Genomic DNA, 23927 nt, shown 5'->3' with positions numbered 1-23927 from the left:
GGTGCGGCTCCTTACTTCTCGATGATGCCGACGAGGACGGACAGCGGAACCAGCGAGAAGCCGCCCGCGATGACGATGGCGACGATCCAGCCGGTGGCGCGGGCGCGGGCCCGCGAGGTCGCCGAGTTGGTCAGGCCCAGGGTCTGCAGCGAGCTGAACGTGCCGTGGTGCAGGTGGAAGCCGAGGGCGACCATCGCGATCAGGTAGATGATCGTCATCCACCACACGTCGAAGGTGTCGACCAGCAGGGCGTAGGGGTTGTCGCCGCCGGTGTCGCCGTTGCTCGGGTTGATCTTGACGATCGTGAAGTTGAGCAGGTGCCAGACGACGAACACGAGGATCGTCAGGCCGCCCCAGCGCATCGTGCGCGAGGAGAGCGAGGTGGTGCTGCGCTTGACCGCGTACTTGACGGGGCGGGCGGCGGCGGCACGACGCCACAGCGCCACGGCGCAGGCCACGTGGATCACGACCGCGGCGATGAGGCCGATCCGCATGATCCAGAGGAAGCCCTCGTGCGGGAGCAGCGGCTCGCCGATCTCGCGCAGGTGCTCGGCGTAGTGGTTGAACGCCTCCTCACCCGCGAAAGCCTTGAGGTTGCCGTACATGTGCCCCAGTACGAAGGCGATGAACAGCAGGCCGCTGACGGCCATGAGGAGCTTGAGGGCGATGGTCGACCTGGTCGACCGGGAGCCCTTGACCAATGAGGGTCGCGTCGTCGTTGCCACGAGGGGTCAGGCTACCCCTGCTACCGAGCCGTAGGTCACGCGGCCGGTGTGAGATATGCACGTAAGGGTGCCCTTACCTAGCGTAGCGGGCGGGGCCAACCGTCCCGCAGCGGCCTCAGGCCAGCGCCGGCGCCAGCGTCGCGTAGTGGTGTCCGACCAGCTCCTCGACCGCGTCGTGCCAGGTCCGTTCGGCCAGCACCGTGCGGGCGTGCGTGCCCAGCAGCGCCCGCTGCCGGTCGGCGGCCATCGAGTCGACCGCCCGCACCAGGTCGCCCCTCCGGTCGGGGTCGTAGAGGACGCCCGTCTCCAGGTGCCGCACGATCTCGGCGGCCGCACCGGCCCGCGGCGCCACCACCGGTACGCCGGCCGCGCCGGCCTCGCGCAGCACGTGGCCGTCCGTCTCGTGCGTGCCCGGGTGGACCAGCACGTCGAGGGTCGGCAGCGCGACGGTGAGGTCGCCGGTGGCGAGCGGGCCGATCAGCTTGGCCTGGGGCAGTCGGCGCTGCAGCCAGTCCCGCTCGGGACCGTCGCCGATCAGCACGGGGCGGATCCCCTCCAGCGCGGCGAGCTCGGCCAGTCGCCGTACGCCGTGGTGCTTGTGCAGTGCGCCGACGTAGCCGACCACCACCAGCGCCGGGGTGTGTCGGCGCGCCTTGGCCTTCGACCAGACGGAGTGCAGCCAGTGGTCGCGCAGCGCGGGGGTGAAGGCGGCGGTGTCCACGCCGGGCGCCCAGGCCCGGGCGTGGACCCCGAGCTCGGCGGCCCGCGCCACCATCCACGACGAGGTGACGAGCGTCAGGTCCGCGCGGCCGGCGATCCGGCTGCGCCAGTAGTCGGCGGCGAGGTCGAGGACCGGTGACTGCTCCACGGCGATGGTCGGCAGGCCGAGTCGGCTGGCGTGCTTGATCGCCTTGCGACCGACGGCGCGGGGGGAGTGGACCTGGACGATGTCGGGCCGGAAGCCGGCCAGGGTGTCCCTGATCTGCGACCCGGTCGGCTCCAGCGGGCGGACCCGGGCCACCTCGCAACCGCGGTAGCTGGCCAGACCCGGGCCGGGCGCGACGATCTGCACCGCGTGGCCGAGGTCGAGCAGGCGGTCGGCGGTCGCCTTGATCGTGGTCGTGGTGCTGTCCACGGCCGGGTAGAAGGTCTCGGTCACCAGCGTGATCCTCATGCGGCCAGGGTGCGAGCCCCACGCGCACGGTCTGCTGCGTCCAGGCGGAGTCCAGGTGAACGGCCGGCGGCCGCTCGGGGCGTGTGACGCTCGTCGCTCGACGGATGGTCCCGGGGACGGGTGCGGGCCCACCGCGGCTACCCTGACCGCGTGACTGACACGCCGCTGACGCTCGCGCAGCCCGAGGACACCCACTCGGGTGCGGAGTGGGAGGCCGCCGCCGCGGCCGTGCTCCGCAAGTCGCGGAAGCTCGCCGAGGACGACGCCGACTCGCTGGTCTGGGACCGACTGACCCGCTCCACGCTGGACGGGATCCCGATCACCCCGCTGGGCACGCCCGCGGACCTGGACGGTCTGCAGACCGCCGGCCGGCCGACCCGGGCGGGAGCGTGGGACATCCGCGCCCACTACGGCCACGCCGACGCCGCGCTGCTCAACGAGCACGCCCTGGTCGACCTGGACGGCGGCGTCACCTCGATGTGGGTGAGCACCGCCGACGGCGCCGACCTGCCCGACGTGCTGGACAAGGTGCTGCTCGACCTCGCCCCGGTGGCGATCTCCTCGCCCGCCCCGCTCGCGGCGGCCCGCGCGTTCGCGGCGCTGGTCGCGGAGCGGTACGTCGACCCGCACCCGCACACCAACCTCGGCGCCGACGCGGCCACCGCCTCGCCCGAGGACCTGGTCGCCGTGGCCCGCCTCGCGCTCGACCTCGGCGTCCTCGGCGTCGTGGTGGACGGCACCGCCGTGCACGACCGCGGCGCCTCCGACGTCCAGGAGCTGGCCGCCGCGCTGGCCACCGGCGTGGCGGCCCTCCGCACGCTGACCGACGCCGGGATCGGCGTCGCCGAGGCTGCCGCGCTGATCGAGTTCCGCTACGCCGCCACCGCGGAGCAGTTCCCGACGATCGCCAAGCTGCGCGCGGCGCGCCGGCTCTGGGCCCGGGTGCTGGAGCTGAGCGGGGTCGAGGACGCGGACGCGCGCGAGCAGCGCCAGCACGCGGTGACCAGCCGTCCGATGCTCGGCAAGTACGACCCCTACGTGAACATGCTGCGTACCACCGTGGCCGCCTTCGCCGCGGGCGTCGGCGGGGCCGACGCGGTCACCGTGCTGCCGTTCGACGCGCCGCTCGGCCAGCCCGACGGGTTCGGCCGCCGGATCGCGCGCAACCTCTCCCACCTGCTCATCGACGAGTCGCACGTCGCCGAGGTCGCCGACCCCGCCGGTGGCTCCTACGTGGTGGAGAAGCTGACCGACGACACCGCGGTCGCGGCGTGGGAGCTGTTCGCCCGCCTCGACGCGGGCGAGGACCTCGAGCCGCTGATCGCCGACGTGGTGGCCCGCCGCGAGCAGGAGGTGGCGACCCGCAAGCGCCCGCTGACCGGGATCAGCGAGTTCCCGAACCTGGCCGAGACCCTGCCCGAGCGCGCCCCGCTGGTCGACGCCGGCGAGCCGGTCCGCCGCTACGGCGCCTCCTTCGAGGCGCTGCGCGACGAGCCCGCCGCCGCGCGGGTCTTCCTGGCCACGCTCGGCCCGATCGCCCAGCACACGGCGCGGGCCACCTTCGCGACGAACCTGTTCGCGGCCGGCGGCGTCGCGGTCGACCCGGCCGGGCCGACCGCCGGCGTCGAGGACCTGCTGGCGGCGTACGACGGTCAGTCGGTGGCCTGCCTGGCCGGCGCCGACGCGGCGTACGGCGAGTGGGGCGCGGAGGCCGCCGCGGCCCTGCGTGAGGCTGGCGCGACCCGCGTGATCATCGCCGGCAAGCCGACCGACTACACCGACGACTCGTGCGCGATGGGCGTGGACGCCCTCGCGTTCCTGACCCGCACCCGGGAGGCGCTGGCATGAGCAGCATTCCGAAGAGCTTCGCCGGCCTGACGCTGGGCGGTGGCACCCCCGGTCAGCCGGCCGCGCACGGCGACACCGACCCGTGGCACAGCCCCGAGGGCATCGCGATCAAGCCCTCCTACGGCCCCGAGGACATCGCCGGCCTCGACGCGCTCGACACCTGGCCGGGCCTGAGCCCGTTCCTGCGCGGGCCGTACCCGACGATGTACACCACGCAGCCGTGGACCATCCGCCAGTACGCCGGCTTCTCCACCGCCGAGGAGTCCAACGCGTTCTACCGGCGCAACCTGGCGGCCGGCCAGAAGGGCCTCTCGGTCGCCTTCGACCTGGCCACCCACCGCGGCTACGACTCCGACCACCCGCGGGTCCGCGGCGACGTCGGCATGGCCGGTGTCGCGATCGACTCGATCTACGACACCCGGACGCTCTTCGACGGCATCCCGCTGGACCAGATGTCGGTCTCGATGACCATGAACGGCGCCGTGCTGCCGGTGCTGGCGCTCTACATCGCCGCCGCGGAGGAGCAGGGGGTGAAGCCGAGCCAGCTCGCGGGGACGATCCAGAACGACATCCTCAAGGAGTTCATGGTCCGCAACACCTACATCTACCCGCCGGCGCCGAGCATGCGGATCATCTCGGACATCTTCGCGTTCACCTCCTCGGAGATGCCGCGGTTCAACTCGATCTCGATCTCCGGCTACCACATGCAGGAGGCCGGGGCGACCGCCGACCTGGAGCTGGCCTACACGCTGGCCGACGGCGTGGAGTACATCCGCGCCGGCCTGGAGTCGGGGCTGACCATCGACCAGTTCGCGCCGCGCCTCTCGTTCTTCTGGGCGATCGGCATGAACTTCTACATGGAGGTCGCCAAGATGCGCGCGGCCCGGGCGCTGTGGAGCCGGCTGGTGCGCCAGTTCGACCCGCAGAACCCGAAGTCGCTGAGCCTGCGCACCCACAGCCAGACCTCCGGCTGGTCGCTGACCGCCCAGGACGTCTTCAACAACGTGGGCCGCACCTGCATCGAGGCGATGGCGGCCACCCAGGGCCACACGCAGAGCCTGCACACCAACGCGCTGGACGAGGCGATCGCGCTGCCGACCGACTTCTCCGCGCGGATCGCCCGCAACACCCAGCTGCTGCTGCAGCAGGAGAGCGGCACCACCCAGTCGATCGACCCGTGGGCCGGCTCCTACTACGTCGAGCGGCTGACGCACGACCTCGCCGAGCGCGCCTGGGCCCACATCCAGGAGGCGGAGGCGGCCGGCGGCATGGCTGCCGCCATCGAGCAGGGCATCCCGAAGATGCGCATCGAGGAGGCCGCCGCCCGTACCCAGGCCCGGATCGACTCCGGCGCCCAGCGGGTGATCGGCGTCAACACCTACCGGCTGGAGTCCGAGGACCCGCTCGAGGTGCTCAAGGTCGACAACGACGACGTCTACCGCCAGCAGGTCGCCAAGCTGGAGCGGCTGCGCGCCGAGCGCAACGCCGAGGACGTCGAGGTCGCGCTGCACGCGCTGACCCGCAGCGCCGAGTCGGGCGAGGGCAACCTGCTCGCCCTGGCCGTCGACGCGGCCCGCAACAAGGCCACCGTCGGCGAGATCTCGGACGCGCTGGAGAAGGTGTACGGCCGCCACCAGGCGGTGATCCGTACCATCTCCGGCGTGTACCGCGACGAAGCCGCCCAGGCCAACGACGGCGCCGGCGACTCCCTCGTCGCCCAGGTCCGCGAGGCGACCGACGAGTTCGCCGAGGCGGAGGGCCGCCGGCCCCGGATCCTGGTCGCCAAGATGGGCCAGGACGGTCACGACCGCGGTCAGAAGGTGGTCGTCTCCGCCTTCGCCGACATGGGCTTCGACGTGGACGTGGGGCCGCTGTTCTCCACCCCGGAGGAGGTCGCGCAGCAGGCGATCGACGCCGACGTGCACATCGTCGGCGTCTCCTCGCTGGCCGCCGGCCACCTGACCCTGCTCCCGGCGCTGAAGAAGGCGCTGGCCGAGCAGGGACGTGACGACATCATGGTCGTCATCGGGGGCGTCATCCCGCCGGACGACGTGCCGACGCTGAAGGAGATGGGCGCCGCCTCGGTGTTCCTCCCCGGCACGGTGATCGCCGAGTCCGCGCTGGACCTGCTCGCCAAGCTGCGCGACCTGCTCGGCCACTGAGCACGGTGGAGGTCGAGCGGCTGCTCGAGGGGATCCGCGCGGGCCACCGCGCGCAGGTGTCGCGGGCGATCACGCTGGTCGAGTCGACCGCGCCGCGGCACCGCGCCGCGGCGCGCGAGCTGCTGACCCGGTTGGTCGAGGACGCCGCCGGCCGCGCGCCGGCGGTGCGGGTCGGCATCTCCGGCGTGCCCGGGGTCGGCAAGTCCACCTTCATCGAGGCGCTCGGTGGCCGGCTGACCGCCGCGGGGCACCGGGTCGGCGTACTCGCGGTGGATCCGTCGAGCGTGCGCACCGGGGGATCGGTGCTCGGCGACAAGACCCGGATGGCGCAGCTGTCGGTGGACCCGAACGCGTTCATCCGCCCCTCGCCGTCCGCCGGCACCCTCGGCGGCGTCGCTCGCGCGACCACCCAGGCGATGGCGGTCCTCGAGGCGGCCGGGTACGACGTGGTGCTGGTCGAGACGGTCGGCGTCGGCCAGTCCGAGATCACGGTCGCGGGAATGGTCGACACGTTCCTCTTCCTGACGCTGGCCCGCACGGGCGACCAGCTGCAGGGCATCAAGAAGGGCATCCTGGAGATCGCCGACGTGATCGCGGTGAACAAGGCCGACGGTGACCGCGAGCGGGAGGCCCGGGGTGCGGCCCGCGAGCTGGCCGGCGCCCTGCGGCTGGTCCGCGGCCACGACGAGTGGGCGCCGCCGGTGGTCACCTGCTCGGGCCTGACCGGCGACCGGGTGGAGGAGGTCTGGGACCAGGTCCTGCGCCACCGCGACGACCTGGGCGCCGACGGGCTGACTCGCAAGCGTGCCGAGCAGCAGCTGGAGTTCACCTGGGCCCTGGTCCGCGACGAGCTCGACCAGCGGCTGCGCAGCTCCCCGGGGGTGCGGTCGGTGCGCGACGACGTCCGCGACGCGGTCCTGGGGGGCGCCCTGACCGCGCCGCTGGCCGCCGACCGGATCCTGGCGGCGTACGACGCCGACGGCCGCGGGGCTTGATGGCGCCGCACTTTTCGTCGATTTCGGGGATTACTGGCTGAGGTCTCCCGGGCGAAGTTGCGAGAGAGTCCGCATCCCGAGACAACGGAGCTACCACCATGCGCCTCTCCAGGATCCCCCTCGCCGCCGTCGCCGTCGCGCTCGGCGCCACCACACTGAGTCCCGCCCAGGCCGCACCGCCGCCCGCGGAGCCGGCCACGCTCGCCGGCGGCCTCATCTCGCCCCTGCGGGCCGCGATCGCGAACGACGGCACGGCCTACGTCAGCCAGAACTTCGCCGGCCAGCTCCTGAAGGTGCGCCGCGGCGCCGAGCCGCGGGTGGTCTACCAGGCGGCCGAGCCCGGGGCCGAGGTCGGCGCGGTCTCGGTGCTCGGGAAGAGGGTCGTCTTCGCCATCACCCCGGCCGAGGAGATGCCGGAGGAGCCGGTTCCCGGCGGCGCAGCGCCGCGTCTGTCCGCGGGGGCCGAGTCGCCCGCCACCCCCAGCGCCTCGGTGATGGTGCTGAAGCGCGGGGGGAAGGCCCGCGTACTGGCGGACGTCGGTGCGTTCGAGGCCGCGCACAACCCGGACGGCGACGTCACGTACGGGTTCTCGGGCCTCGACGAGGAGTGCGCGGCCCAGCTGCCGCCGTTCCTGCTGCCTTACCAGGGCGAGGCGTACTCGCACCCGTACGCGACCGCCGCGACGCCGCGGACCACGTACCTGGCTGACGCCGGCGCCAACGACGTGGTCGCGATCTCGCCCTCCGGTCGGGTCCGCGAGGTAGCGGTGCTGCCGGCGGTGAAGGTCGTCGCGACGCCCGAGGTGATCGAGGCCGCCGCGGCCGCCGAGGTGCCCCTGCCCGAGTGTGTGCTGGGCAAGGAGTTCACCGGAGAGCCGGTGCCCACCGACATCGAGGTCGGTCGCGACGGGTTCCTGTACGTGACCACGCTGGGCGGCGGGATCGGCGAGATCCTGCCCGTCGGCGCCATCCACCGCATCAACCCGCGCACCGGCGCGGTCCGCACCCTGGTCACCGGGTTGGCGGCGCCGACCGGACTCGCCCTCACCCCGCGCGGCGCGATGTACGCCACGGAGCTGTTCGCCGGCCGGATCGTCAAGATCTACCCCGGGTCCTCCCGGGTCTGGCCGTTCGCGGAGGCGCCGACCCCCGCCGAGGTCGAGATGAACGGCTGGCGTCTCTACGCGACCGTGAACGCGCTCGCCGAGGAGCCCGCCGGCGAGCTCGTCCGGTACCGCTGACCCGCCGTCCGCCGGATGTCCGCCGCCCCTCCTGCGGGTGGTGGGCATCCGGCGATCGGGCCGTTGGTGTCCGTCGCCCGCGAACCGCGTAGCCTGCCGACGTGGAACTGGACGGTGTCTCCGAGGCGGTCGCGACGATCGACGCCTGCGTCGGCAAGGTCGAGGACGAGCTGATCGAGCTGCGCCGCGACCTGCACCGCCACCCGGAGCTCTCCTGGCAGGAGCGGCGCACCACCGACCGGCTCGGCGAGGTGCTGGCCCGCGCCGGCTGGGACGTGCGGCCGATGCCGCGCAGCGGCCTGGTCGCCGACCTCGGCCGCGGGCCGCGCTGCGTCGCGCTGCGCGCCGACCTCGACGGCCTACCGGTGCAGGACCTCACCGAGGACCCGTGGACCAGCCAGGTGCCCGGCGTGGCGCACGCCTGCGGCCACGACGTCCACATGGCAGCGCTGATCGGCGCCGCGCACGCGCTGACCGAGCTGCACGACCGCAGCGCGCTGCCCGGCCGCGTGCGGCTGCTGCTGCAGCCCGCGGAGGAGGTGATGCCCGGCGGCGCCAAGCACCTGCTCGCCCAGGAGGTGCTCGACGGCGTCGACCGGGTGTTCGGACTGCACTGCGAGCCGGCCGTCGACTGCGGCACCGTCGGGCTGCGCGTCGGCCCGCTGACCAGCGCGGCCGACCGGCTGGAGGTCAGGCTGGAGGGCACCGGCGGCCACACCTCGCGACCGCACCTGACCGGCGACCTGACCTTCGCCCTGTCCAAGGTGACCACCGAGCTGCCCGCGGTGCTGAGCCGTCGGATGGACCCCCGCGCGGGGGTCAGCGTCGTCTGGGGCCTGCTGCGGGCCGGCGCGGCGCCGAACGTGATCCCCGACCGCGGGCTGGTGGCCGGGACCGTCCGGATCCTCGACGCCCAGGCGTGGACCGAGGTCGAGGCGGTGGTCCGCGAGGCCGTCCACGACATCGTCCGGCCCTACGGCATCACCGCGAACGTCGACTACCTGCAGGGTGTCCCGCCGGTCGTCAACGACGCCGACAGCGTCGAGCTGATCCGCGAGACGGTGCAGGCCCTCTGGGGACCGCACCGCACGATCGAGGTGCCGCAGAGCCTGGGCGGCGAGGACTTCGGCTGGTACCAGACCCAGGTGCCCGGCGCGATGTTCCGGCTCGGCACGCGTACGCCGGGCGGCCCGACGTACGACCTGCACCAGGGCGACCTGCGCGTCGACGAGGGCTCGATCGGCGTCGGCGCGCGGGTGCTGGCCGGCGCCGCCGTGCGATCGCTGGCCGCCGGCTCCTGAGCCTGCCGACCGGTCCCTCCTCCTGCGCGGCCCCGGTCTGGGTCGTGTGCCTGAGGCCCCGGTATGGCGATGTCTCGGGCACACGAGGCGGTTCTGGGTGCTGGGGGTCTGGCGCTGGTCTGGGTCGTGTGCCTGAGGCCCCGGTATGGCGATGTCTCGGACACACGACCCCGCCGCACCCCGGCGACCCCGCCTGCAGCCGCTGCGCGACCGGCGGCCACCGCGCCACCCGAACGCGACAGCGCCGCCCCGGCGGACCGGGGCGGCGCTGTACGAGCGGCGAGGCGCCGCGTCAGCCCTTGCGGTAGGGGATGCCGTCGGCGGCCGGTGGCCGGGAGTGGCCGACCAGGCCGGCGACCGCGACCACGGTCACGACGTAGGGCAGCATCAGCATGAACTGGCTGGGCACCGGCGAGCCGAGCACCGACAGCACGCCGGACAGGTTGGTCGCGAAGCCGAAGAGCAGCGCGGCGAGCGTGGCGCGGATCGGGTGCCAGCGGCCGAAGATCACGGCGGCCAGCGCGATGTAGCCCGCGCCGCCGGTCATCTCGCGGCCGAACTGCGGCACCGAGACCAGCGTGTACGTCGCCCCGCCGGCGCCCGCGACCATGCCGGCGATGAGCAGCGTGGTGTAGCGGGTCCGGTTGACCTTGATGCCGACGGTGTCGGCCGCCTTGGGGTGCTCGCCCACGGCCCGCACGCGCAGGCCCCACTTGGTCCGGAAGAGCGCGAAGTAGACGACCGCGACCGCGACGTACATCAGGTAGACGAGGATCGTCTGGCGGAACAGGACGGGGCCGACCAGCGGGATGTCGCCGAGCAGCGGGATCGTGATCCGGCTGAAGTGCGGCGGCGAGTTCAGCGTGTCCGGGTTCTCCGCCATCACCTGGCTGAACAGGAAGCTGGTCACGCCGATGATCAGCACGTTGAGCACGACGCCGACGATCACCTGCTGCACGTAGTAGGTGATCGCGAAGAAGCCGAGGAGCAGCGCGACCACCGCACCGGCCAGCATCGCCGCGACCAGGCCGCCCCAGGTGGAGGCGAGCAGGGTGCCGAACATGGCCCCGGCGAACGCGCCGAAGAGCAGCTGGCCGTCGATCGCGATGTTGACCACGCCGGCGCGCTCGCCGAGCACGCCGCCGAGGGCGCCGAAGACCAGCGGTACGGCGAGGGTGATCGACCCGGCCAGCAGACCGACCACGGGCACCGTCTCACCGGCGGCGGCCCAGGCCAGGAAGCCGATCATCGCGACCACCGAGAAGACACCGACCAGCCACAGGGAGGTCTGCCGGCCGCGGTAGGTCAGGTAGGCGGCGAACGCGGTCATCGCGATCAGCGCCAGGGTCACCACGCCCACCGCGGCGTTGGCCGAGACCGTCACCTCGGGCAGCTCGAAGAAGTCGTTGGCGGTCGCCAGGCGGAAGGTGGTCTCGCCGTCGCGCTGCTCGAAGAGCGCGAGGTAGGCCATCGCCAGGCTGACCACCCCGAGCATCACGGCGGCCTTCCATGTCACCGGCGCCTCCACGGTGCCCGCGCCCTCGACGTTGGCCGGGACGGGCATGTCGGTCGTGGTGCTCACGCCGTCGCCTCCTTCTGGGGGAGCCGGAAGATCGCACGCACCAGTGGCGGCGCGGCGATGAACAGGACGATCAGGGACTGGATGACCAGCACGATGTCGATCGGGATCCCCTCGGACACCGACATCACGAAGCCGCCGGCCTTGAGGGCACCGAACAGGATGCCCGCGGCGAGGATGCCGAGCGGCCGGGAGCGGCCGAGCAGCGCCACCGTGATCGCGTCGAAGCCGATGCCCGCGTCGAGGTCGCCCGCGACGCCGCTGGTCACGGTGCCCAGGACCTGGTTGACGCCGGCCAGGCCGACCAGGGCGCCGGCGATCACCATCACCATCACGTAGGAGCGGCCCACGTCGATGCCGGCCGACCGCGCCGCGTCCGGGTTCTCGCCGACCGCGCGGAAGCGGAAGCCCATCGCGGAGCTGTTGAGCAGCCACCACACGAAGGCCACCGCCAGCAGCGCCAGGATCAGCCCGGCGTGGAGGTTGAAGCTGTCACCGAGGATCTTGGGCAGGATCACCGAGTCCGGCATCGCCGCGGACTTCGGGTTGGTCGAGCCGGGTGCCTGGAGCAGGCTCTGTCGGGAGAGCGCGAAGAAGACCAGGTAGTAGGCGACGTAGTTGAGCATGATCGTGACGATCACCTCGTGCGCGCCGGTCCTGGCCTTGAGGAGGCCCACGATGCCGGCCCACAGCGCACCGGCCACCATGCCGGCCAGGATCGCCAGCGGCAGGTGGATCGCCGTCGGCAGGTCCATGCTGACGCCGACCCAGCCGGCGGCGGCGCCGGCCATCAGCATCTGGCCCTGGCCACCGATGTTGAACAGCCCGGCGCGGAAGGCCAGGCCGACGCCGAGTCCCGCGAGGGTCAACGGCGCGGCGAACTTGAGGGTCTCGGTGAGCGGGCGGATCTGGGCCTGGAACGTGTCGGCGTCGGTGTTCCAGATCGCGCCGCGGAACAGCGCCGAGTAGGCGCCCCAGACGGAGTCCCAGGCGGCCTGGAAGAAGTCGCTGGGGCGTGCCGTGATGTAGCTGAGGCTGCTGCGCACCTGCTCGTCGGTGGCCAGGATCATGATCGACCCGACGGCGAAGGCCAGCACGATCGAGAGCACGGCGACGATCGCGTGGCCGGAGGTGATGTCGCGGAGCGCCTCGCGCCACCGCTCGTCGTCGCGCTGCGGCGGCGCGGCCTCGGAGGTCGGCTCCGCGTCGGGGGTCGCGTCCGAGGGGGTGGGCTCGACCTGGTCGTTCACGCGTCCTCCTCCTTGAGGTGTCCTGGCTGCTCGGGATCCTCGCCGAGCCCCGGCGGTCGCTCGCCGGCCATCATCAGGCCGAGCGTCTCGCGGGCCGTGTCGGCCGGCACGATGCCCACCACGCGGCCGCGGTAGAGCACCATGATCCGGTCGGAGAGGGCGGCGATCTCGTCGAGCTCGGTGGAGACCAGGAGGACCGGGACCCCTTCGTCGCGGGCGGCGACGACCTGCTTGTGGATGAACTCGATCGAGCCGACGTCGACGCCGCGGGTGGGTTGGGCCGCGACCAGCAGCCGCAGGTCGCGGGAGAGCTCGCGGGCGACCACGACCTTCTGCTGGTTGCCGCCGGAGAGCTGCGACGCGGTCGAGGTGATGCCCGGGGCGCGCACGTCGTACTCGACCAGCTTGGTGTTGGCGAAGTCGTCCAGCTCCTTGCGCCGGATCGTGCCGCCGCGGACGAACGGAAGCCCGTGGCTGCGGTTGAGCATCAGGTTCTCGGCGATCGTGAACTCGCCGACCAGGCCGTCGACCTGGCGGTCCTCGGGGATGAAGCCGACGCCGCGGTCGAGGACCTTGCGCACGGACTTGCCGACCAGCTCCTCGCCGTCGAGGGTGATCGAGCCGGTGACGTGGTGCTGGAGGCCCATCACGGCCTCGCTGAGCTCGGTCTGCCCGTTGCCCTGGACGCCGGCGACGCCGAGCACCTCGCCCTTCGCGATGCTGAAGCTGATCCCGTCCAGGTGCACGTGGCCGTCGTCGTCGCGGACCCGCAGGTCGCGCACGACCAGCGCGTCGGGACCGGGCTTGGCCGGGTCCTTGTGCACGGTCAGCTCGACGGGGCGGCCGACCATCAGCGCGGCGAGCTCGGCGTTGGTCGCGGTGGGCTCGGCCTCGCCGACGACCTTGCCGCGCCGGATCACGGTGATCCGGTCGGCGATCTCGCGGACCTCGCGCAGCTTGTGGCTGATGAAGACGATGGCGGCGCCGGACTCCTTGAGCTGGCGCATGATGTCCATCAGCTCGTCGGTCTCCTGCGGGGTGAGCACCGCGGTCGGCTCGTCGAAGACGAGGACGCGGGCGTCGCGGGAGAGCGCCTTGATGATCTCCACGCGCTGCTGGACGCCGACGGGGAGGTTCTCGACGAGGGCGTCCGGGTTGACGTCGAACCCGAACCGCTCGGAGATCTCCTTGACGCGCGTGCGCGCAGCGTCGAGGTCGAGGGTGCCGGCGAACCCGGTCGCCTCGTTGCCGAGCATCACGTTCTCGGCGACGGTGAAGACCGGGATCAGCATGAAGTGCTGGTGCACCATGCCGATGCCGGCGGCGATCGCGTCGCCCGGACCGTCGAACGCCTGGACCTCGTCGTCGAGCAGGATCTCGCCCTCGTCGGCGTCGTAGAGGCCGTAGAGGACGTTCATCAGGGTCGACTTGCCGGCGCCGTTCTCGCCGAGCAGTGCGTGGATCTCGCCGGAGGCGACGGTGAGCGAGATCTGGTCGTTGGCGACCAGCGAGCCGAAGCGCTTCGTGATGCCCCGCAGTTCGAGCTTCATGATTGGGATCCTGTCTGAGCCGGCGCGTGATTGCCAGTGCTAGGTCGGCGACACGCGGCCGTACGCGGGCTGGACATGAGCCGGGGGAGGCCGGCATGAGCCGACCTCCCCCGCACCGTGGGTGCCTCAGGACCTCACTGGTTGAGGTAGGAGGTCACCGGGATCGAGCCGTCGATGATGCCGGCCTTGACCTCCTCCAGCTCGCCCGGCAGCGAGTCGGAGATCTTGTCCTCGTAGTTGTGGAACGGGGCGATGCCGACGCCGTCGTTCTCCAGGGTGCCGACGTAGGCCTCCGGGTCGAACTCGCCGCCGCCCGCGGCCACGACGGCCTCGTAGGTCGACAGCTTCATGTTCTTCAGGATCGAGGTGAGCACGATGTCCTGCGTGCTCGGGTCGGTCTCGTAGAAGTCGGCGTCGACGCCGATCATCGCGACGTCCTTGCCGCTGTCCCCGATCGCGGTCAGGGCGCCCTGGTAGATCGGGCCGCCGACGGGGAGGATCACGTCGGCGTTCTGGTCCAGGATCTGCTTGGCGGTGTTGGTGGCCTTCTCGTTGGCCTCGAAGCCGCCGGTGAAGACGCCCTTGTCGCCGCCGCTGTAGCCGACGAGCTTGACCTTCTTGCCCTTCTCCGAGGCGTAGTAGTCCACGCCCTGCTTGAAGCCGTCCATGAAGATGGTGACGGTCGGGTACGGCGCGCCGCCGTAGGTGCCCACGACGCCGGTCTTGGTGAAGTCCGCCGCGGCGTAGCCGGCCAGGAAGGCGGCCTGCGCGGTGTCGTAGAGGAGCGGCTTGATGTTGTCCGCGTCCTTGGTGCCGTCGAAGTCGTTGTCCGCGGCGTCGTCGATGAGGAGGTACTCGATGTCGGGGTTGGCGGTGGCCGACTCGACGGTCGCGGCCGACAGCGCGAAGCCGACGGTGACGATCATGTCGCAGCCCGCGGAGACGAAGCCCTCGAGCGCGCCCTGGTAGTCGTTCTCGCTCTGCGACTCGAACTCCTTGAAGTCGGCGCCGAGCTCCTCGGCGGCCTCCTTCACGCCCTCGTAGCTGAGCTGGTTGAACGACTTGTCGTCGAACCCGCCCGCGTCGGAGAGGATGCAGGGGAGGAAGTCGACCGACTCGGTGTCGCTCTCCTCCGGGGCGTCGCCGCAGGCCGCGAGCGCGGCGCTCGCCATGAGTGCCACGGCGGTGGCGGCGGTCGTCCTCTTCCAGGTCTTCACAGATGTCCTCCAGGTCAGCGCCCCGAGCCCGGGCGGGCAGGGCAGGTCGGCTGGTGCTTCGCTGCATAGTGGCCCAGCCACCCGGCTCCGCAAAGCCGGCAGGGCCAACGTTACGAAGTTGCGACCTTTTCTCCCCCCGAGACGTGCTAAGTGGGTGAGTCCGCGCACCGGGCCGGCCCGGGCGCTAGCGTGGCGGAGTGGTCGACGTGGATGCCGTCTGGGACGGCGACTGGGATGCACTGAAGCGAGCGGCGGTCGAGGTCGCGGCACGGGCCTACGCGCCCTACTCCGGCTATCGGGTCGGCGCGGCGGCTGTCGCCGACGACGGCCGGGTGCTGGTCGGCTGCAACGTCGAGAACGCGGCGTACGGCGTCGTGCTGTGCGCCGAGTGCGGGGTGGTCTCCCAGCTGCACGCCACCGGCGGCGGTCGCCTGACGCACTTCGTCTGCGTCAACGGGGTCGGCGAGGTGATCATGCCGTGCGGCCGCTGCCGCCAGCTCCTGTGGGAGAACGGCGGCGCGGAGCTCGAGCTGGTCACCCCTGAGGGGCTGCGCACGATGGCCGAGGTGCTGCCGATGGCCTTCGGGCCCGAGAACCTGGCCTGAGACCGCGTCGCCGCTGGTCGACCGTCGCGGCGCAACCCGTCAGGCGACCAGTCCGACGCTGAACCGGATCGGCACGCGGACGCGGTGGATCCGGGTCGTGGCGGGTCCGCCGCCGGGAGGTGTCATGCGCACGCGCACCCGGGCCGCGACGAGCTGGTAGGTCAGTGAGCAGGTGACGACCTGGCCGGGGTCCAGGGAGACGGTGGCGGCCGGGCGTGCCGGGGTGGAGGCCCGGAACACGATCCGGCGGTGGACCTGGGCACGGACGTTCCGCTTGACCAGGCGGAAGACGGCGGTCCGGGTCACCCCGAACGTGCGGCCGCTGACCTTGAGCTTGCGGACGTGGCGGTGGAAGAGGCAGTCCTTCTCGATCGGCTCGTCCGTCGTGTTCCGGAGGACGACCGACTCGACGATCCGGTTCGCGCGCTGATGGCGCAGGAGCTGGTAGCAGAGCGTGTAGCCGGTGGACGGGTCGAACGCGCACGGCGCACGGCGCGAGACCGCCGCGGTGCTGCTCGGTGCGAGCGCGGTGATGAGCCCCAGCAGCACGACGATGGTGGTGAGACGGACGGTCAGGCGCATCGGAGGTCCTTCCGCAAGGTGTGAGCCAGGTCACAGTAGCGCCTCGGGGGTGCCGCTGGGAGGGGGCGCTCGGACGAGTGGGCGGGGGCGCCACGCCGGGGGTCCGCGCACCGCTGGGTAGGGTCGCCGGGGCAGGTGCATTTCGAGCGCCGGATGCCGATCCGGTGCGTGCCGAGGAGGGCAGCGTGGCCGACCAGTCTCATGACGCCGTCGAGGTGATCACCACCAAGCGCGACGGTGGTGCGCTCAGTACCGGCCAGATCGAGTGGGTGGTCGACGCCTACACCCGCGGCGCGGTCGCCGACGAGCAGATGTCGGCGCTCGCGATGGCGATCCTCCTCAACGGCATGGAGCGCCGCGAGATCGCCGAGTGGACCGCCGCGATGATCGCCTCGGGCGAGCGGATGGACTTCTCCTCGCTGTCGCGGCCCACCGCCGACAAGCACTCCACCGGCGGGGTGGGGGACAAGATCACCCTTCCGCTGGCGCCGCTGGTCGCCGCCTGCGGGGTGGCCGTGCCCCAGCTCTCCGGGCGCGGGCTGGGCCACACCGGCGGCACCCTGGACAAGCTCGAGTCGATCCCGGGCTGGCGGGCCACGCTGAGCAACGCCGAGATGATGGCCCAGCTGGAGGACGTCGGCGCGGTGATCTGCGCCGCCGGCGACGGGCTCGCCCCGGCCGACAAGAAGCTCTACGCCCTGCGCGACGTCACCGGCACCGTGGAGGCGGTGCCGCTGATCGCCTCCTCGATCATGAGCAAGAAGATCGCCGAAGGGACCGGCGCCCTGGTGCTCGACGTGAAGGTCGGTTCCGGCGCCTTCATGAAGGACCTGGCCAAGGCCCGCGAGCTGGCCGAGGTGATGGTCGCGCTGGGCACCGACGCCGGCGTGCGCACCGTCGCGCTGCTGACCGACATGTCGGTCCCGCTCGGCCTGACCGCCGGCAACGCGATCGAGGTCGCCGAGTCCGTCGAGGTGCTCGCCGGCGGCGGGCCCGCCGACGTCGTCGAGCTGACGCTGGCGCTGGCCCGCGAGATGCTCGTCGCGGCCGGAGTGACGGACGTGGACCCCGCCGACCGGCTCGCCGACGGCTCGGCGATGGACGCCTGGAAGCGGATGATCCGGGCCCAGGGCGGCGACCCCGACGCGCCGCTGCCGGTGGCCCGGGAGTCGCACGTGGTCACCGCGCCCGCCGACGGCGTGCTGACCCGGCTGGACGCGATGGCCGTCGGCGTCGCCGCGTGGCGGCTGGGCGCCGGCCGGGCCCGCAAGGAGGACCCCGTGCAGGCCGGCGCCGGCGTGGTCTGGCACGCCCGCCCCGGGGACGCCGTGACCGCGGGGAGCCCGTTGTTCACCCTGCTCACCGACGAGCCCGCGCGCTTCGACCGGGCGATGGCGGCCCTCGACGGCGGCTGGGAGGTGGCGGCCGGCGGGTCGTCGTACGAGCCGGGGGCGTTGGTCCTCGACCGCATCTCCTAGCGAGCCGGGCCTCAGGCACCCCCGAGCCGGGCCTTGCGCACCGCTGAGTCCGCACGCAACGCGAGACGGGGCCCGCGGACTCGAAGGTCCGCAAGCCCCGTCTCGGAGGTGCGCGACCAACGGTTCGGGGGTGCGCAAGCCCCGGGTCGGCTCAGGGGAGGAGCAGGACGACCGTCTCGGCGACGCAGGCGGGCTTGTCCTGGCCCTCGATCTCGATCGTGTGCTGCACGGTCAGCTGCTTGCCCGTCGGGATGTCGGTGACGGTCGCGATCTTCACGTGGGCGCGGATCCGCGAGCCGACCAGGACCGGGGTGGGGAAGCGGACCTTGTTCACGCCGTAGTTCAGCTTGGCGCCCGGGGTCTGCAGGCTGAACACCTGGCTGCCCAGCCACGGAATGAGCGACAGGGTGAGGTAGCCGTGGGCGATGGTGCCGCCGAACGGGCCCTCCTTCGAGCGCTCGACGTCGACGTGGATCCACTGGTGGTCGCCGGTCGCGTCGGCGAACTGGTTCACCCGGTTCTGGTCGATGGTGAGCCACTCGCTGGCGCCGAGGTCCTCACCGGTGGCGGCCTCGATCTCGTCGAACGTGCTGAATACCTTCATCGCTGCTCCCTTGGTGCGATGCCCGAGCGGGCGTGGGCGGGTCGGTGTCCCTGGCGGTGCGTTGTTGGAACAATGCGCTCATGGAACCTACACGTGGCCTGCCGACAGCGCTGTTGAGGTCCGCGCCCAAGGTCCTGCTGCACGACCACCTCGACGGTGGCCTGCGCCCGGCGACCATCGCCGAGCTCGCAGCGGACTGCGGACACGAGCTCCCGACCACCGACCCGGACGAGCTCGGCGCGTGGTTCGCAGCCGCGGCCGACTCCGGGTCCCTGGTCCGCTACCTGGAGACCTTCAGCCACACCGTCGGCGTGATGCAGACCGGTCCGGCGATCACCCGGGTGGCCCGCGAGTGCGTCGAGGACCTCGCGGCCGACGGGGTGGTGTACGCCGAGATCCGGTACGCCCCCGAGCTGCACGTGGACCAGGGGCTGACGTTGACCGAGGTGGTCGCCGCGGTTCAGGAGGGCTTCGAGCAGGGGATGGAGGCCGCCGGCGGCCGGATCGTGGTGCGCCACCTGCTGACCGCGATGCGGCAGGCCGCGCGCTCCTCGGAGATCGCCGGGCTCGCCATCGACTGGCGCGACAAGGGTGTGGTCGGCTTCGACATCGCCGGGCCGGAGGCGGGCTACCCGCCGACCCGCTTCCTGGACGCCTTCGAGTACGTGCGTCGCGAGAACGGCCACGTCACCATCCACGCCGGCGAGGCGTTCGGGCTGCCCTCGATCTGGGAGGCGGTGCAGTGGTGCGGCGCGGACCGGCTCGGCCACGGCGTACGGATCGTCGACGACATCGACCTCGACGGCACCGCACCGCGGCTCGGGCGCCTGGCGGCGTACGTCCGCGACAAGCGGATCCCGCTGGAGATGTGCCCGTCCTCCAACGTGCAGACCGGCGCGGCCGCCTCGATCGCCGAGCACCCGATCAAGACGCTGGCCGACCTGCGGTTCCGGGTCACCGTCAACACCGACAACCGGCTGATGAGCGGGACCTCGATGACCCGGGAGTTCGCGCTGCTCAGCGAGGCGTTCGGCTACGGCCTGCGCGAGGTGGAGTGGTTCACCGTGAACGCCATGAAGTCGGCGTTCGTGCACTACGACCAGCGGCTGCGGCTGATCATGGACGTGATCAAGCCCTGGTACGCCGACCACGCCTGAGCAGGGGCAGCGCCGGTCCGGTGCGCGGTCAGATGACCGCCCACGGGTAGTCCCACCCGGCGATGCCGACCCGCTGGCCGCGCCAGCGGTCGGCCTCGACGACCACCAGCGCGCCGGCGGCCGGGTCGAAGACCCGCACCGAGGTGCCGCCGTCGAGCGACTCGAGGGCGAGCACCACGTGGCGGGGCAGCCAGGCGTTGCCCAGGTAGACCGCGGCCGGCCGGGTCCGCAGCTGGGCGAGGAGCACGTCGTACCCGGTCTCGGGGCGGGGACGGGTGATCACGGTGGCGACCCGCTCGCCGGCGAGCACGCCGATCGCGTCCGCGACCGCCCACGGCGGCGTGCCGAAGCGCCGCGGCCAGGGCACCTGCAGGCGGTCCCGGGCGCTGCGGGTCGACGTCAGCCGGCGGTGCTCGGCCGTGATCTCGGCGACCGGGTCCTCGGGGCGCCACGGCGCCCGCAGCAGCGCCCGGGCGGCGACGACCGTCGTCGCTCCGCAGCTGACCGAGTTCGGCTGCCGCAGCATCGAGGGAGGCAGGTCATCCGGCCACCGCACGGCCGCCCTCCCGACGGGTGAGCTGGCCGTAGGCCTGGTGGCCGGTGGCGACCCGACAGCCGGCGGAGACAGCGCCGCGCACCACACGTCGCTGGGCGCGGGCGAGCGCGAGCCCGCGCCGTACCAGCACCGTCGGCGCCTTGCGGCGCTCCTTGAGGTCCCGGCTCAGGCGCCGCCAGAACGTGACCATCGGGTGCTGGGTGATGCAGTACGCCGCCGCCAGCACGCCGGAGGCCTGGCAGTGCGCCACCACGGCCGGGGCGAAGATCCCCTCGGCGCAGAAGTGGGTCGCGCCGCCCAGGTCCAGGACCTGCGTGCCGATGCGCCGGCTCTCGGAGAGCGAGTAGACCGGCACCTCCGCGCGGCCCTCGCGGCACAGGGTCAGCAGGGTGGCGACGGCGTCCTCGTGGCTCCAGGTGTCGGCGTGGTCCCAGTCGACCATCCCGGCGTTGGCTCCCTCGGTGATCCGCGGGAGGTCGGGGGCGTCGGCGTCGCGGTAGAAGTCGTCGAGCCGCAGCGTCGGCCAGCCGTGGGTCTGCTCGAGCCGCGCCGCCAAGCGCGACTTGCCGGACCCCGAGGGACCGGCGAGGACGATGACCTGGGCGCCCACAGGTGTCCCCCGCAGGTCAGTAGCCGCTGCCGGCGGGGCCGCCGCTGAGCAGGGCCCGGCTGCCGGAGACGCCGAGCCGGGTCGCCCCGGCCCGGATCATGGCCTGCGCCTGCTCCATCGTGCGCACGCCGCCGGAGGCCTTCACGCCGAGCGACGGGACGGTGGCCGCCATCAGCCGCACGGCGTGCTCGCTCGCGCCGCCGGAGGGGTGGAAGCCGGTGGAGGTCTTCACGAAGTCGGCACCGGCGGCCTCGGCGGCCCGGCAGACGCCGACGATCTCGTCGTCGCCGAGCGCGGCGGACTCGATGATCACCTTGAGCACGGTCGGCGCCGGCGCGGCCGCGCGCACCGCGGCGATGTCCGCCTCGACGGCGGCGAAGCGGCCCTCCTTGGCGGCGCCCACGTCGATCACCATGTCGATCTCGTCGGCGCCCAGCGTCACCGACTCGGCGGCCTCGGCGGCCTTCACCTTCGAGGTGTGCTTGCCGCTCGGGAACCCGCAGACCACAGCCACCTTGAGGTCGCTGCCCTCGGGCACCGAGACCGGCAGCATGGAGGGGGAGACGCACACCGAGAACGTGCCGAGCTCGGCGGCCTCGGCCACCAGCGCCTCGACGTCCTCGTGCGTGGCCTCGGGCTTCAGCAGCGTGTGGTCGATCATCGCGGCCACCTCGGCCGCGGTGGGGTGGGGCTGGCCGGAGGTCGGTTCCGTGGTGCTCACCGACCCAGCATAGGCTGTCGGGGTGGGTGTCCAGCAGTCCGCGAAGGGCGAGGAGTTCCGGACCACGGGCTCGGTGGTCGTGGGGTGGATCGGCCTGGTGACGATCGCCGCGGTGCTGGCGCTGGGGCTGTTCGAGATGGGCACCGACTTCCCCGTGTGGGGCCTGGCGCTGTGCGGCCTGCTGGCGACGCTGGTGTGGTCGGCCCTGGTGCGGCCACGGATCCGCGTGGTCGGTCCGGAGCTGGAGCTGCGCGGGATGCTCGACACGGTGACCGTGCCGCTGGCCGGTGTCTGCGGGGTGGCGGTGCGGCAGGTCGTGGTGCTGCGCGTCGCCGAGCGTCGCTACGTCAGCGCCGCCGTGAGCCGCTCGCTGCGCGAGATCACCCGTGGCACGCCGCGGGGCGAGCCGTCGTACGCCGGCCTGGTCGAGCAGCGGCTGCAGAAGCTCTCCGACGACGCCCGCGCGCTGCGCGGCATCGAGGCCGACAGCGAGGAGCAGTGGGCCCTCGTCTCGGAGGTGCGCAGCAGCCGGGCCTGGCCCGAGATCGCGCTGCTGGTCGGGCTGTCGGTGGTGCTGCTCGTCGCCGCCCTTGGCTGAGCGGCTGTCGAGAGGCAACGTGGGGTGAGAGTGCCTACGCGTTGCGTGACAGCTCGCGGCACGTCGGCTGCGTGAGGTGGACGGCGTCGCGGTGGTCGATCGGCATCCGGGGGCGGGGCTGGCCTGCATGTAACACGCGGCGGTGCATCCCCGGAGGTGGCTCGTGTGCCCCACACCCCGGCATAGCGGGTTCTCAGGCACACGACCCGCCTGGTCGACCGGTGATGCCGACCCTCCTCAGATCCCCGCCGCCGCCGCGATGTCGGCGCGCAACGCCGCCAGTCGCTCGGCCGCGACCGAGCGCGCCGCCGCGACGTCGCCATCGGTGACCGGCACCACCACCTCCAGGTAGCACTTGAGCTTGGGCTCGGTGCCGCTCGGGCGGACGATCACCCGCGAGCCGCCGTCGGTGCGGTAGCGCAGACCGTCGGTCGGCGGCAGCTCCGCGCTGCCCTCGTTGAGGTCGTCGGTGGTGGTCACCGGCTCGCCGCCCAGCGTGGTCGGCGGGGTGGCGCGCAGCCGGGCCATGGCGGCCGCGATCTCGCCGAGGTCGCTGACCCGCACCGAGAGCTGGTCGGTGGCGTGCAGGCCGTGCTCGACCGCGATCTCGTCGAGCCGGTCCTGCAGCGTGCGCCCCGCCGCCTTGGCGCTGGCCGCCATCTCGCACAGCAGCAGCGCCGCCGAGACGCCGTCCTTGTCGGCGACGTGGTCCGGGTCCACGCAGTAGCCCAGCGCCTCCTCGTACCCGTAGGCGAGGTCGGGCAGCCGACCGATCCACTTGAAGCCGGTCAGCGTCTCGGCGAACGGCTGCCCGTGCGCCGCGGCCAGCCGACCGAGCAGCGAGGAGGAGACGATCGAGGTGGCGTAGACGCCCGTCCGTCCCGAGCGCAGCAGGTGGTCGGCGAGCAGCGCGCCGACCTCGTCGCCGCGCAGCATCCGCCAGGTGCCGTCCTCCGCGCCATCGCCGCCGGCGACCGGCACCGCCACCGCGCACCGGTCGGCGTCGGGGTCGTTCGCGATCACGATGTCGGCGCCGCTGAGCGCGGCCAGGTCGAGCGCCAGGTCCATCGCCCCCGGCTCCTCGGGGTTGGGGAACGCGACGGTCGGGAACGCCGGGTCCGGCTGCTCCTGCTGCTCCACGACCCGCGGTGCCGGGAAGCCGGCCTCCGTCAGCGCGCGCAGCAGCGGGCTGGCGCCGACCCCGTGCAGCGGCGTGTAGACGATGGTCAGGTCGCGGGGGCCGTCGCCGGCCAGCGCCTCCACGGTGCGCAGGTAGGCATCCAGGACCTCCTCGCCGAGGACGCCGCCGCCGGTGGACTCCGGCTCGGCCCTCACCACCGAGGTCAGGTGGCCGACCGCCTTGATCCGGGCCGCGATCTCCGCGTCGGCCGGCGGCACGATCTGCGACCCGTCGCCGAGGTAGACCTTGTAGCCGTTGTCCTGCGGCGGGTTGTGGCTGGCGGTGACCATCACCCCGGCCACGGCGTCGAGCTCGCGGATCGCGAACGCCAGCACCGGCGTCGGCAGCGGCCGGGGCAGCAGCAGCGGGCGCAGCCCGGCGCCCGCCATCACCTCGGCGGTGTCGCGGGCGAAGACCTCGGAGTTGTAGCGCGCGTCGTAGCCGATCGCGACCGCCGCCCCGGGCTCCGCCCCCTGGTCGAGGAGGTACGCCGCCAGGCCGGCCGCCGCGCGGGTGACCACGACCCGGTTCATCCGGTTCGGGCCCGCGCCGAGCGCGCCGCGCAGGCCGGCGGTGCCGAACTCCAGCGTGCCGTGGAAACGGTCGGTGAGGTCGGCGACGGCCGCCGCGTCGCCGCTCTCGGCCGCGGTGGCGACCTTCTCCAGCTCGGCCCTCGTCTCGGGGTCCGGATCCTCGGAGAGCCAGCCGTGTGCGCGGGACAGCAGGACGTCGACTTCTGGGGTCGTCATGCTGGCACGCTAACGCCGCACGCCCGGTTCGCGCTGCCCCTGGTG

At 72.8% G+C, this 23927-nt stretch carries 21 protein-coding genes; 9 read left to right on the top strand and 12 right to left on the bottom strand.

Annotated elements, in window-relative coordinates; translation table 11 throughout:
• Positions 1-11 precede the first annotated feature (11 nt).
• Positions 12-725 (bottom strand): succinate dehydrogenase cytochrome b subunit, encoded by a 714-nt coding sequence (locus E8D34_RS11090; RefSeq protein ID WP_136594694.1) that lies wholly within the window; start codon positions 723-725, stop codon positions 12-14.
• Positions 726-840: 115 nt separating this feature from the next.
• A complete protein-coding gene (locus tag E8D34_RS11085; protein ID WP_136594693.1) occupies positions 841-1899 on the bottom strand; it encodes a glycosyltransferase in 1059 nt (352 codons plus the stop codon).
• A gap of 150 nt (positions 1900-2049) precedes the next feature.
• On the opposite strand from E8D34_RS11085, the gene E8D34_RS11080 reads away from it, so the two are divergent.
• From E8D34_RS11080 to E8D34_RS11060, 5 genes are all read left to right on the top strand, one after another.
• The gene (locus E8D34_RS11080) at positions 2050-3747 is read left to right on the top strand and encodes a methylmalonyl-CoA mutase family protein (protein WP_240771294.1); all 1698 of its coding nucleotides are present in this window, start codon (positions 2050-2052) and stop codon (positions 3745-3747) included.
• Entirely contained in the window at positions 3744-5909 is a 2166-nt protein-coding gene (gene scpA / locus E8D34_RS11075; protein WP_136594691.1) for a methylmalonyl-CoA mutase, read from the top strand. The genes E8D34_RS11080 and scpA overlap by 4 nt, the downstream gene beginning before the upstream one ends.
• On the top strand, positions 5906-6904 hold the full coding sequence (meaB, locus tag E8D34_RS11070) for a methylmalonyl Co-A mutase-associated GTPase MeaB (RefSeq protein WP_136594690.1): 999 nt from the start codon (positions 5906-5908) through the stop codon (positions 6902-6904). The genes scpA and meaB overlap by 4 nt, the downstream gene beginning before the upstream one ends.
• 98 nt (positions 6905-7002) lie before the next feature.
• Positions 7003-8145 (top strand): ScyD/ScyE family protein, encoded by a 1143-nt coding sequence (locus tag E8D34_RS11065; RefSeq protein ID WP_136594689.1) that lies wholly within the window; start codon positions 7003-7005, stop codon positions 8143-8145.
• A 101-nt stretch (positions 8146-8246) separates the two neighbouring features.
• The gene (locus tag E8D34_RS11060; RefSeq protein ID WP_206056676.1) at positions 8247-9446 is read left to right on the top strand and encodes an amidohydrolase; all 1200 of its coding nucleotides are present in this window, start codon (positions 8247-8249) and stop codon (positions 9444-9446) included.
• 292 nt (positions 9447-9738) lie between these two features.
• Here E8D34_RS11060 and E8D34_RS11055 read toward each other — a convergent pair whose 3' ends face one another.
• From E8D34_RS11055 to E8D34_RS11040, 4 genes are all read right to left on the bottom strand, one after another.
• Complete coding sequence (locus E8D34_RS11055; protein ID WP_240771293.1) at positions 9739-11028, bottom strand: ABC transporter permease; 1290 nt, start codon at positions 11026-11028, stop codon at positions 9739-9741.
• Entirely contained in the window at positions 11025-12275 is a 1251-nt protein-coding gene (locus tag E8D34_RS21070) for an ABC transporter permease (RefSeq protein ID WP_240771292.1), read from the bottom strand. Before E8D34_RS21070 ends, E8D34_RS11055 begins: the two co-directional genes overlap by 4 nt.
• A complete protein-coding gene (locus E8D34_RS21065) occupies positions 12272-13825 on the bottom strand; it encodes an ABC transporter ATP-binding protein (RefSeq protein ID WP_136594688.1) in 1554 nt (517 codons plus the stop codon). Before E8D34_RS21065 ends, E8D34_RS21070 begins: the two co-directional genes overlap by 4 nt.
• Before the next feature lie 134 nt (positions 13826-13959).
• On the bottom strand, positions 13960-15042 hold the full coding sequence (locus E8D34_RS11040; protein WP_240771291.1) for a BMP family ABC transporter substrate-binding protein: 1083 nt from the start codon (positions 15040-15042) through the stop codon (positions 13960-13962).
• A gap of 206 nt (positions 15043-15248) precedes the next feature.
• On the opposite strand from E8D34_RS11040, the gene E8D34_RS11035 reads away from it, so the two are divergent.
• Positions 15249-15647, top strand: coding sequence for a cytidine deaminase (locus E8D34_RS11035; RefSeq protein ID WP_136594746.1), 399 nt, complete (start codon positions 15249-15251; stop codon positions 15645-15647).
• A gap of 39 nt (positions 15648-15686) precedes the next feature.
• Here the strand turns inward: E8D34_RS11035 and E8D34_RS11030 are convergent, their stop codons facing one another.
• On the bottom strand, positions 15687-16229 hold the full coding sequence (locus E8D34_RS11030) for a hypothetical protein (protein WP_136594687.1): 543 nt from the start codon (positions 16227-16229) through the stop codon (positions 15687-15689).
• 185 nt (positions 16230-16414) lie between these two features.
• Here E8D34_RS11030 and E8D34_RS11025 point away from each other — a divergent pair, with 185 nt between their 5' ends.
• The gene (locus E8D34_RS11025) at positions 16415-17707 is read left to right on the top strand and encodes a thymidine phosphorylase (RefSeq protein WP_136594686.1); all 1293 of its coding nucleotides are present in this window, start codon (positions 16415-16417) and stop codon (positions 17705-17707) included.
• Between the two features lie 151 nt (positions 17708-17858).
• Here the strand turns inward: E8D34_RS11025 and E8D34_RS11020 are convergent, their stop codons facing one another.
• Positions 17859-18311 carry a MaoC family dehydratase gene (locus E8D34_RS11020; RefSeq protein ID WP_136594685.1) on the bottom strand — a complete coding sequence of 151 codons (453 nt, stop codon included), beginning with the start codon at positions 18309-18311 and terminating at the stop codon, positions 17859-17861.
• Between the two features lie 80 nt (positions 18312-18391).
• Here E8D34_RS11020 and E8D34_RS11015 point away from each other — a divergent pair, with 80 nt between their 5' ends.
• Complete coding sequence (locus tag E8D34_RS11015) at positions 18392-19468, top strand: adenosine deaminase (protein WP_136594684.1); 1077 nt, start codon at positions 18392-18394, stop codon at positions 19466-19468.
• Positions 19469-19496: 28 nt separating this feature from the next.
• Here the strand turns inward: E8D34_RS11015 and E8D34_RS11010 are convergent, their stop codons facing one another.
• The 3 genes from E8D34_RS11010 to deoC are packed head-to-tail and all read right to left on the bottom strand — an operon-like array spanning position 19497 to position 21295.
• On the bottom strand, positions 19497-19994 hold the full coding sequence (locus E8D34_RS11010) for a hypothetical protein (RefSeq protein WP_136594683.1): 498 nt from the start codon (positions 19992-19994) through the stop codon (positions 19497-19499).
• Positions 19995-20007: 13 nt separating this feature from the next.
• Positions 20008-20634 carry an AAA family ATPase gene (locus E8D34_RS11005; protein ID WP_136594682.1) on the bottom strand — a complete coding sequence of 209 codons (627 nt, stop codon included), beginning with the start codon at positions 20632-20634 and terminating at the stop codon, positions 20008-20010.
• 16 nt (positions 20635-20650) lie between these two features.
• Positions 20651-21295, bottom strand: coding sequence for a deoxyribose-phosphate aldolase (deoC, locus tag E8D34_RS11000; protein WP_136594745.1), 645 nt, complete (start codon positions 21293-21295; stop codon positions 20651-20653).
• Positions 21296-21377: 82 nt separating this feature from the next.
• Between deoC and E8D34_RS10995 the strand changes: the two genes are divergently transcribed.
• Positions 21378-21953: a hypothetical protein gene (locus tag E8D34_RS10995; protein WP_136594681.1), complete on the top strand. Its 576-nt coding sequence runs from the start codon at positions 21378-21380 to the stop codon at positions 21951-21953.
• A 237-nt stretch (positions 21954-22190) separates the two neighbouring features.
• Here the strand turns inward: E8D34_RS10995 and E8D34_RS10990 are convergent, their stop codons facing one another.
• The gene (locus E8D34_RS10990; RefSeq protein WP_136594680.1) at positions 22191-23882 is read right to left on the bottom strand and encodes a phospho-sugar mutase; all 1692 of its coding nucleotides are present in this window, start codon (positions 23880-23882) and stop codon (positions 22191-22193) included.
• Positions 23883-23927: the final 45 nt, after the last annotated feature.

The sequence above is a fragment of the Nocardioides sp. GY 10113 genome (genome assembly GCF_004919105.1).
Lineage (GTDB): Bacteria > Actinomycetota > Actinomycetes > Propionibacteriales > Nocardioidaceae > Nocardioides.
Note: the sequence above shows the minus strand (reverse complement) of the source record. Positions and strands in the feature narration are given on the sequence as shown.

Excerpts from the sequence above, each read along its gene's own strand:
- E8D34_RS11085 (WP_136594693.1), bottom strand. The coding sequence starts at position 1,899 with ATGAGGATCACGCTGGTGACCGAGACCTTCTACCCGGCCGTGGACAGC.
- scpA (WP_136594691.1), top strand. The coding sequence starts at position 3,744 with ATGAGCAGCATTCCGAAGAGCTTCGCCGGCCTGACGCTGGGCGGTGGC.
- E8D34_RS11065 (WP_136594689.1), top strand. The coding sequence starts at position 7,003 with ATGCGCCTCTCCAGGATCCCCCTCGCCGCCGTCGCCGTCGCGCTCGGC.
- E8D34_RS21065 (WP_136594688.1), bottom strand. The coding sequence starts at position 13,825 with ATGAAGCTCGAACTGCGGGGCATCACGAAGCGCTTCGGCTCGCTGGTC.
- E8D34_RS11030 (WP_136594687.1), bottom strand. The coding sequence starts at position 16,229 with ATGCGCCTGACCGTCCGTCTCACCACCATCGTCGTGCTGCTGGGGCTC.
- E8D34_RS11020 (WP_136594685.1), bottom strand. The coding sequence starts at position 18,311 with ATGAAGGTATTCAGCACGTTCGACGAGATCGAGGCCGCCACCGGTGAG.
- E8D34_RS11015 (WP_136594684.1), top strand. The coding sequence starts at position 18,392 with ATGGAACCTACACGTGGCCTGCCGACAGCGCTGTTGAGGTCCGCGCCC.
- E8D34_RS11010 (WP_136594683.1), bottom strand. The coding sequence starts at position 19,994 with ATGCTGCGGCAGCCGAACTCGGTCAGCTGCGGAGCGACGACGGTCGTC.
- deoC (WP_136594745.1), bottom strand. The coding sequence starts at position 21,295 with ATGATCGACCACACGCTGCTGAAGCCCGAGGCCACGCACGAGGACGTC.
- E8D34_RS10990 (WP_136594680.1), bottom strand. The coding sequence starts at position 23,882 with ATGACGACCCCAGAAGTCGACGTCCTGCTGTCCCGCGCACACGGCTGG.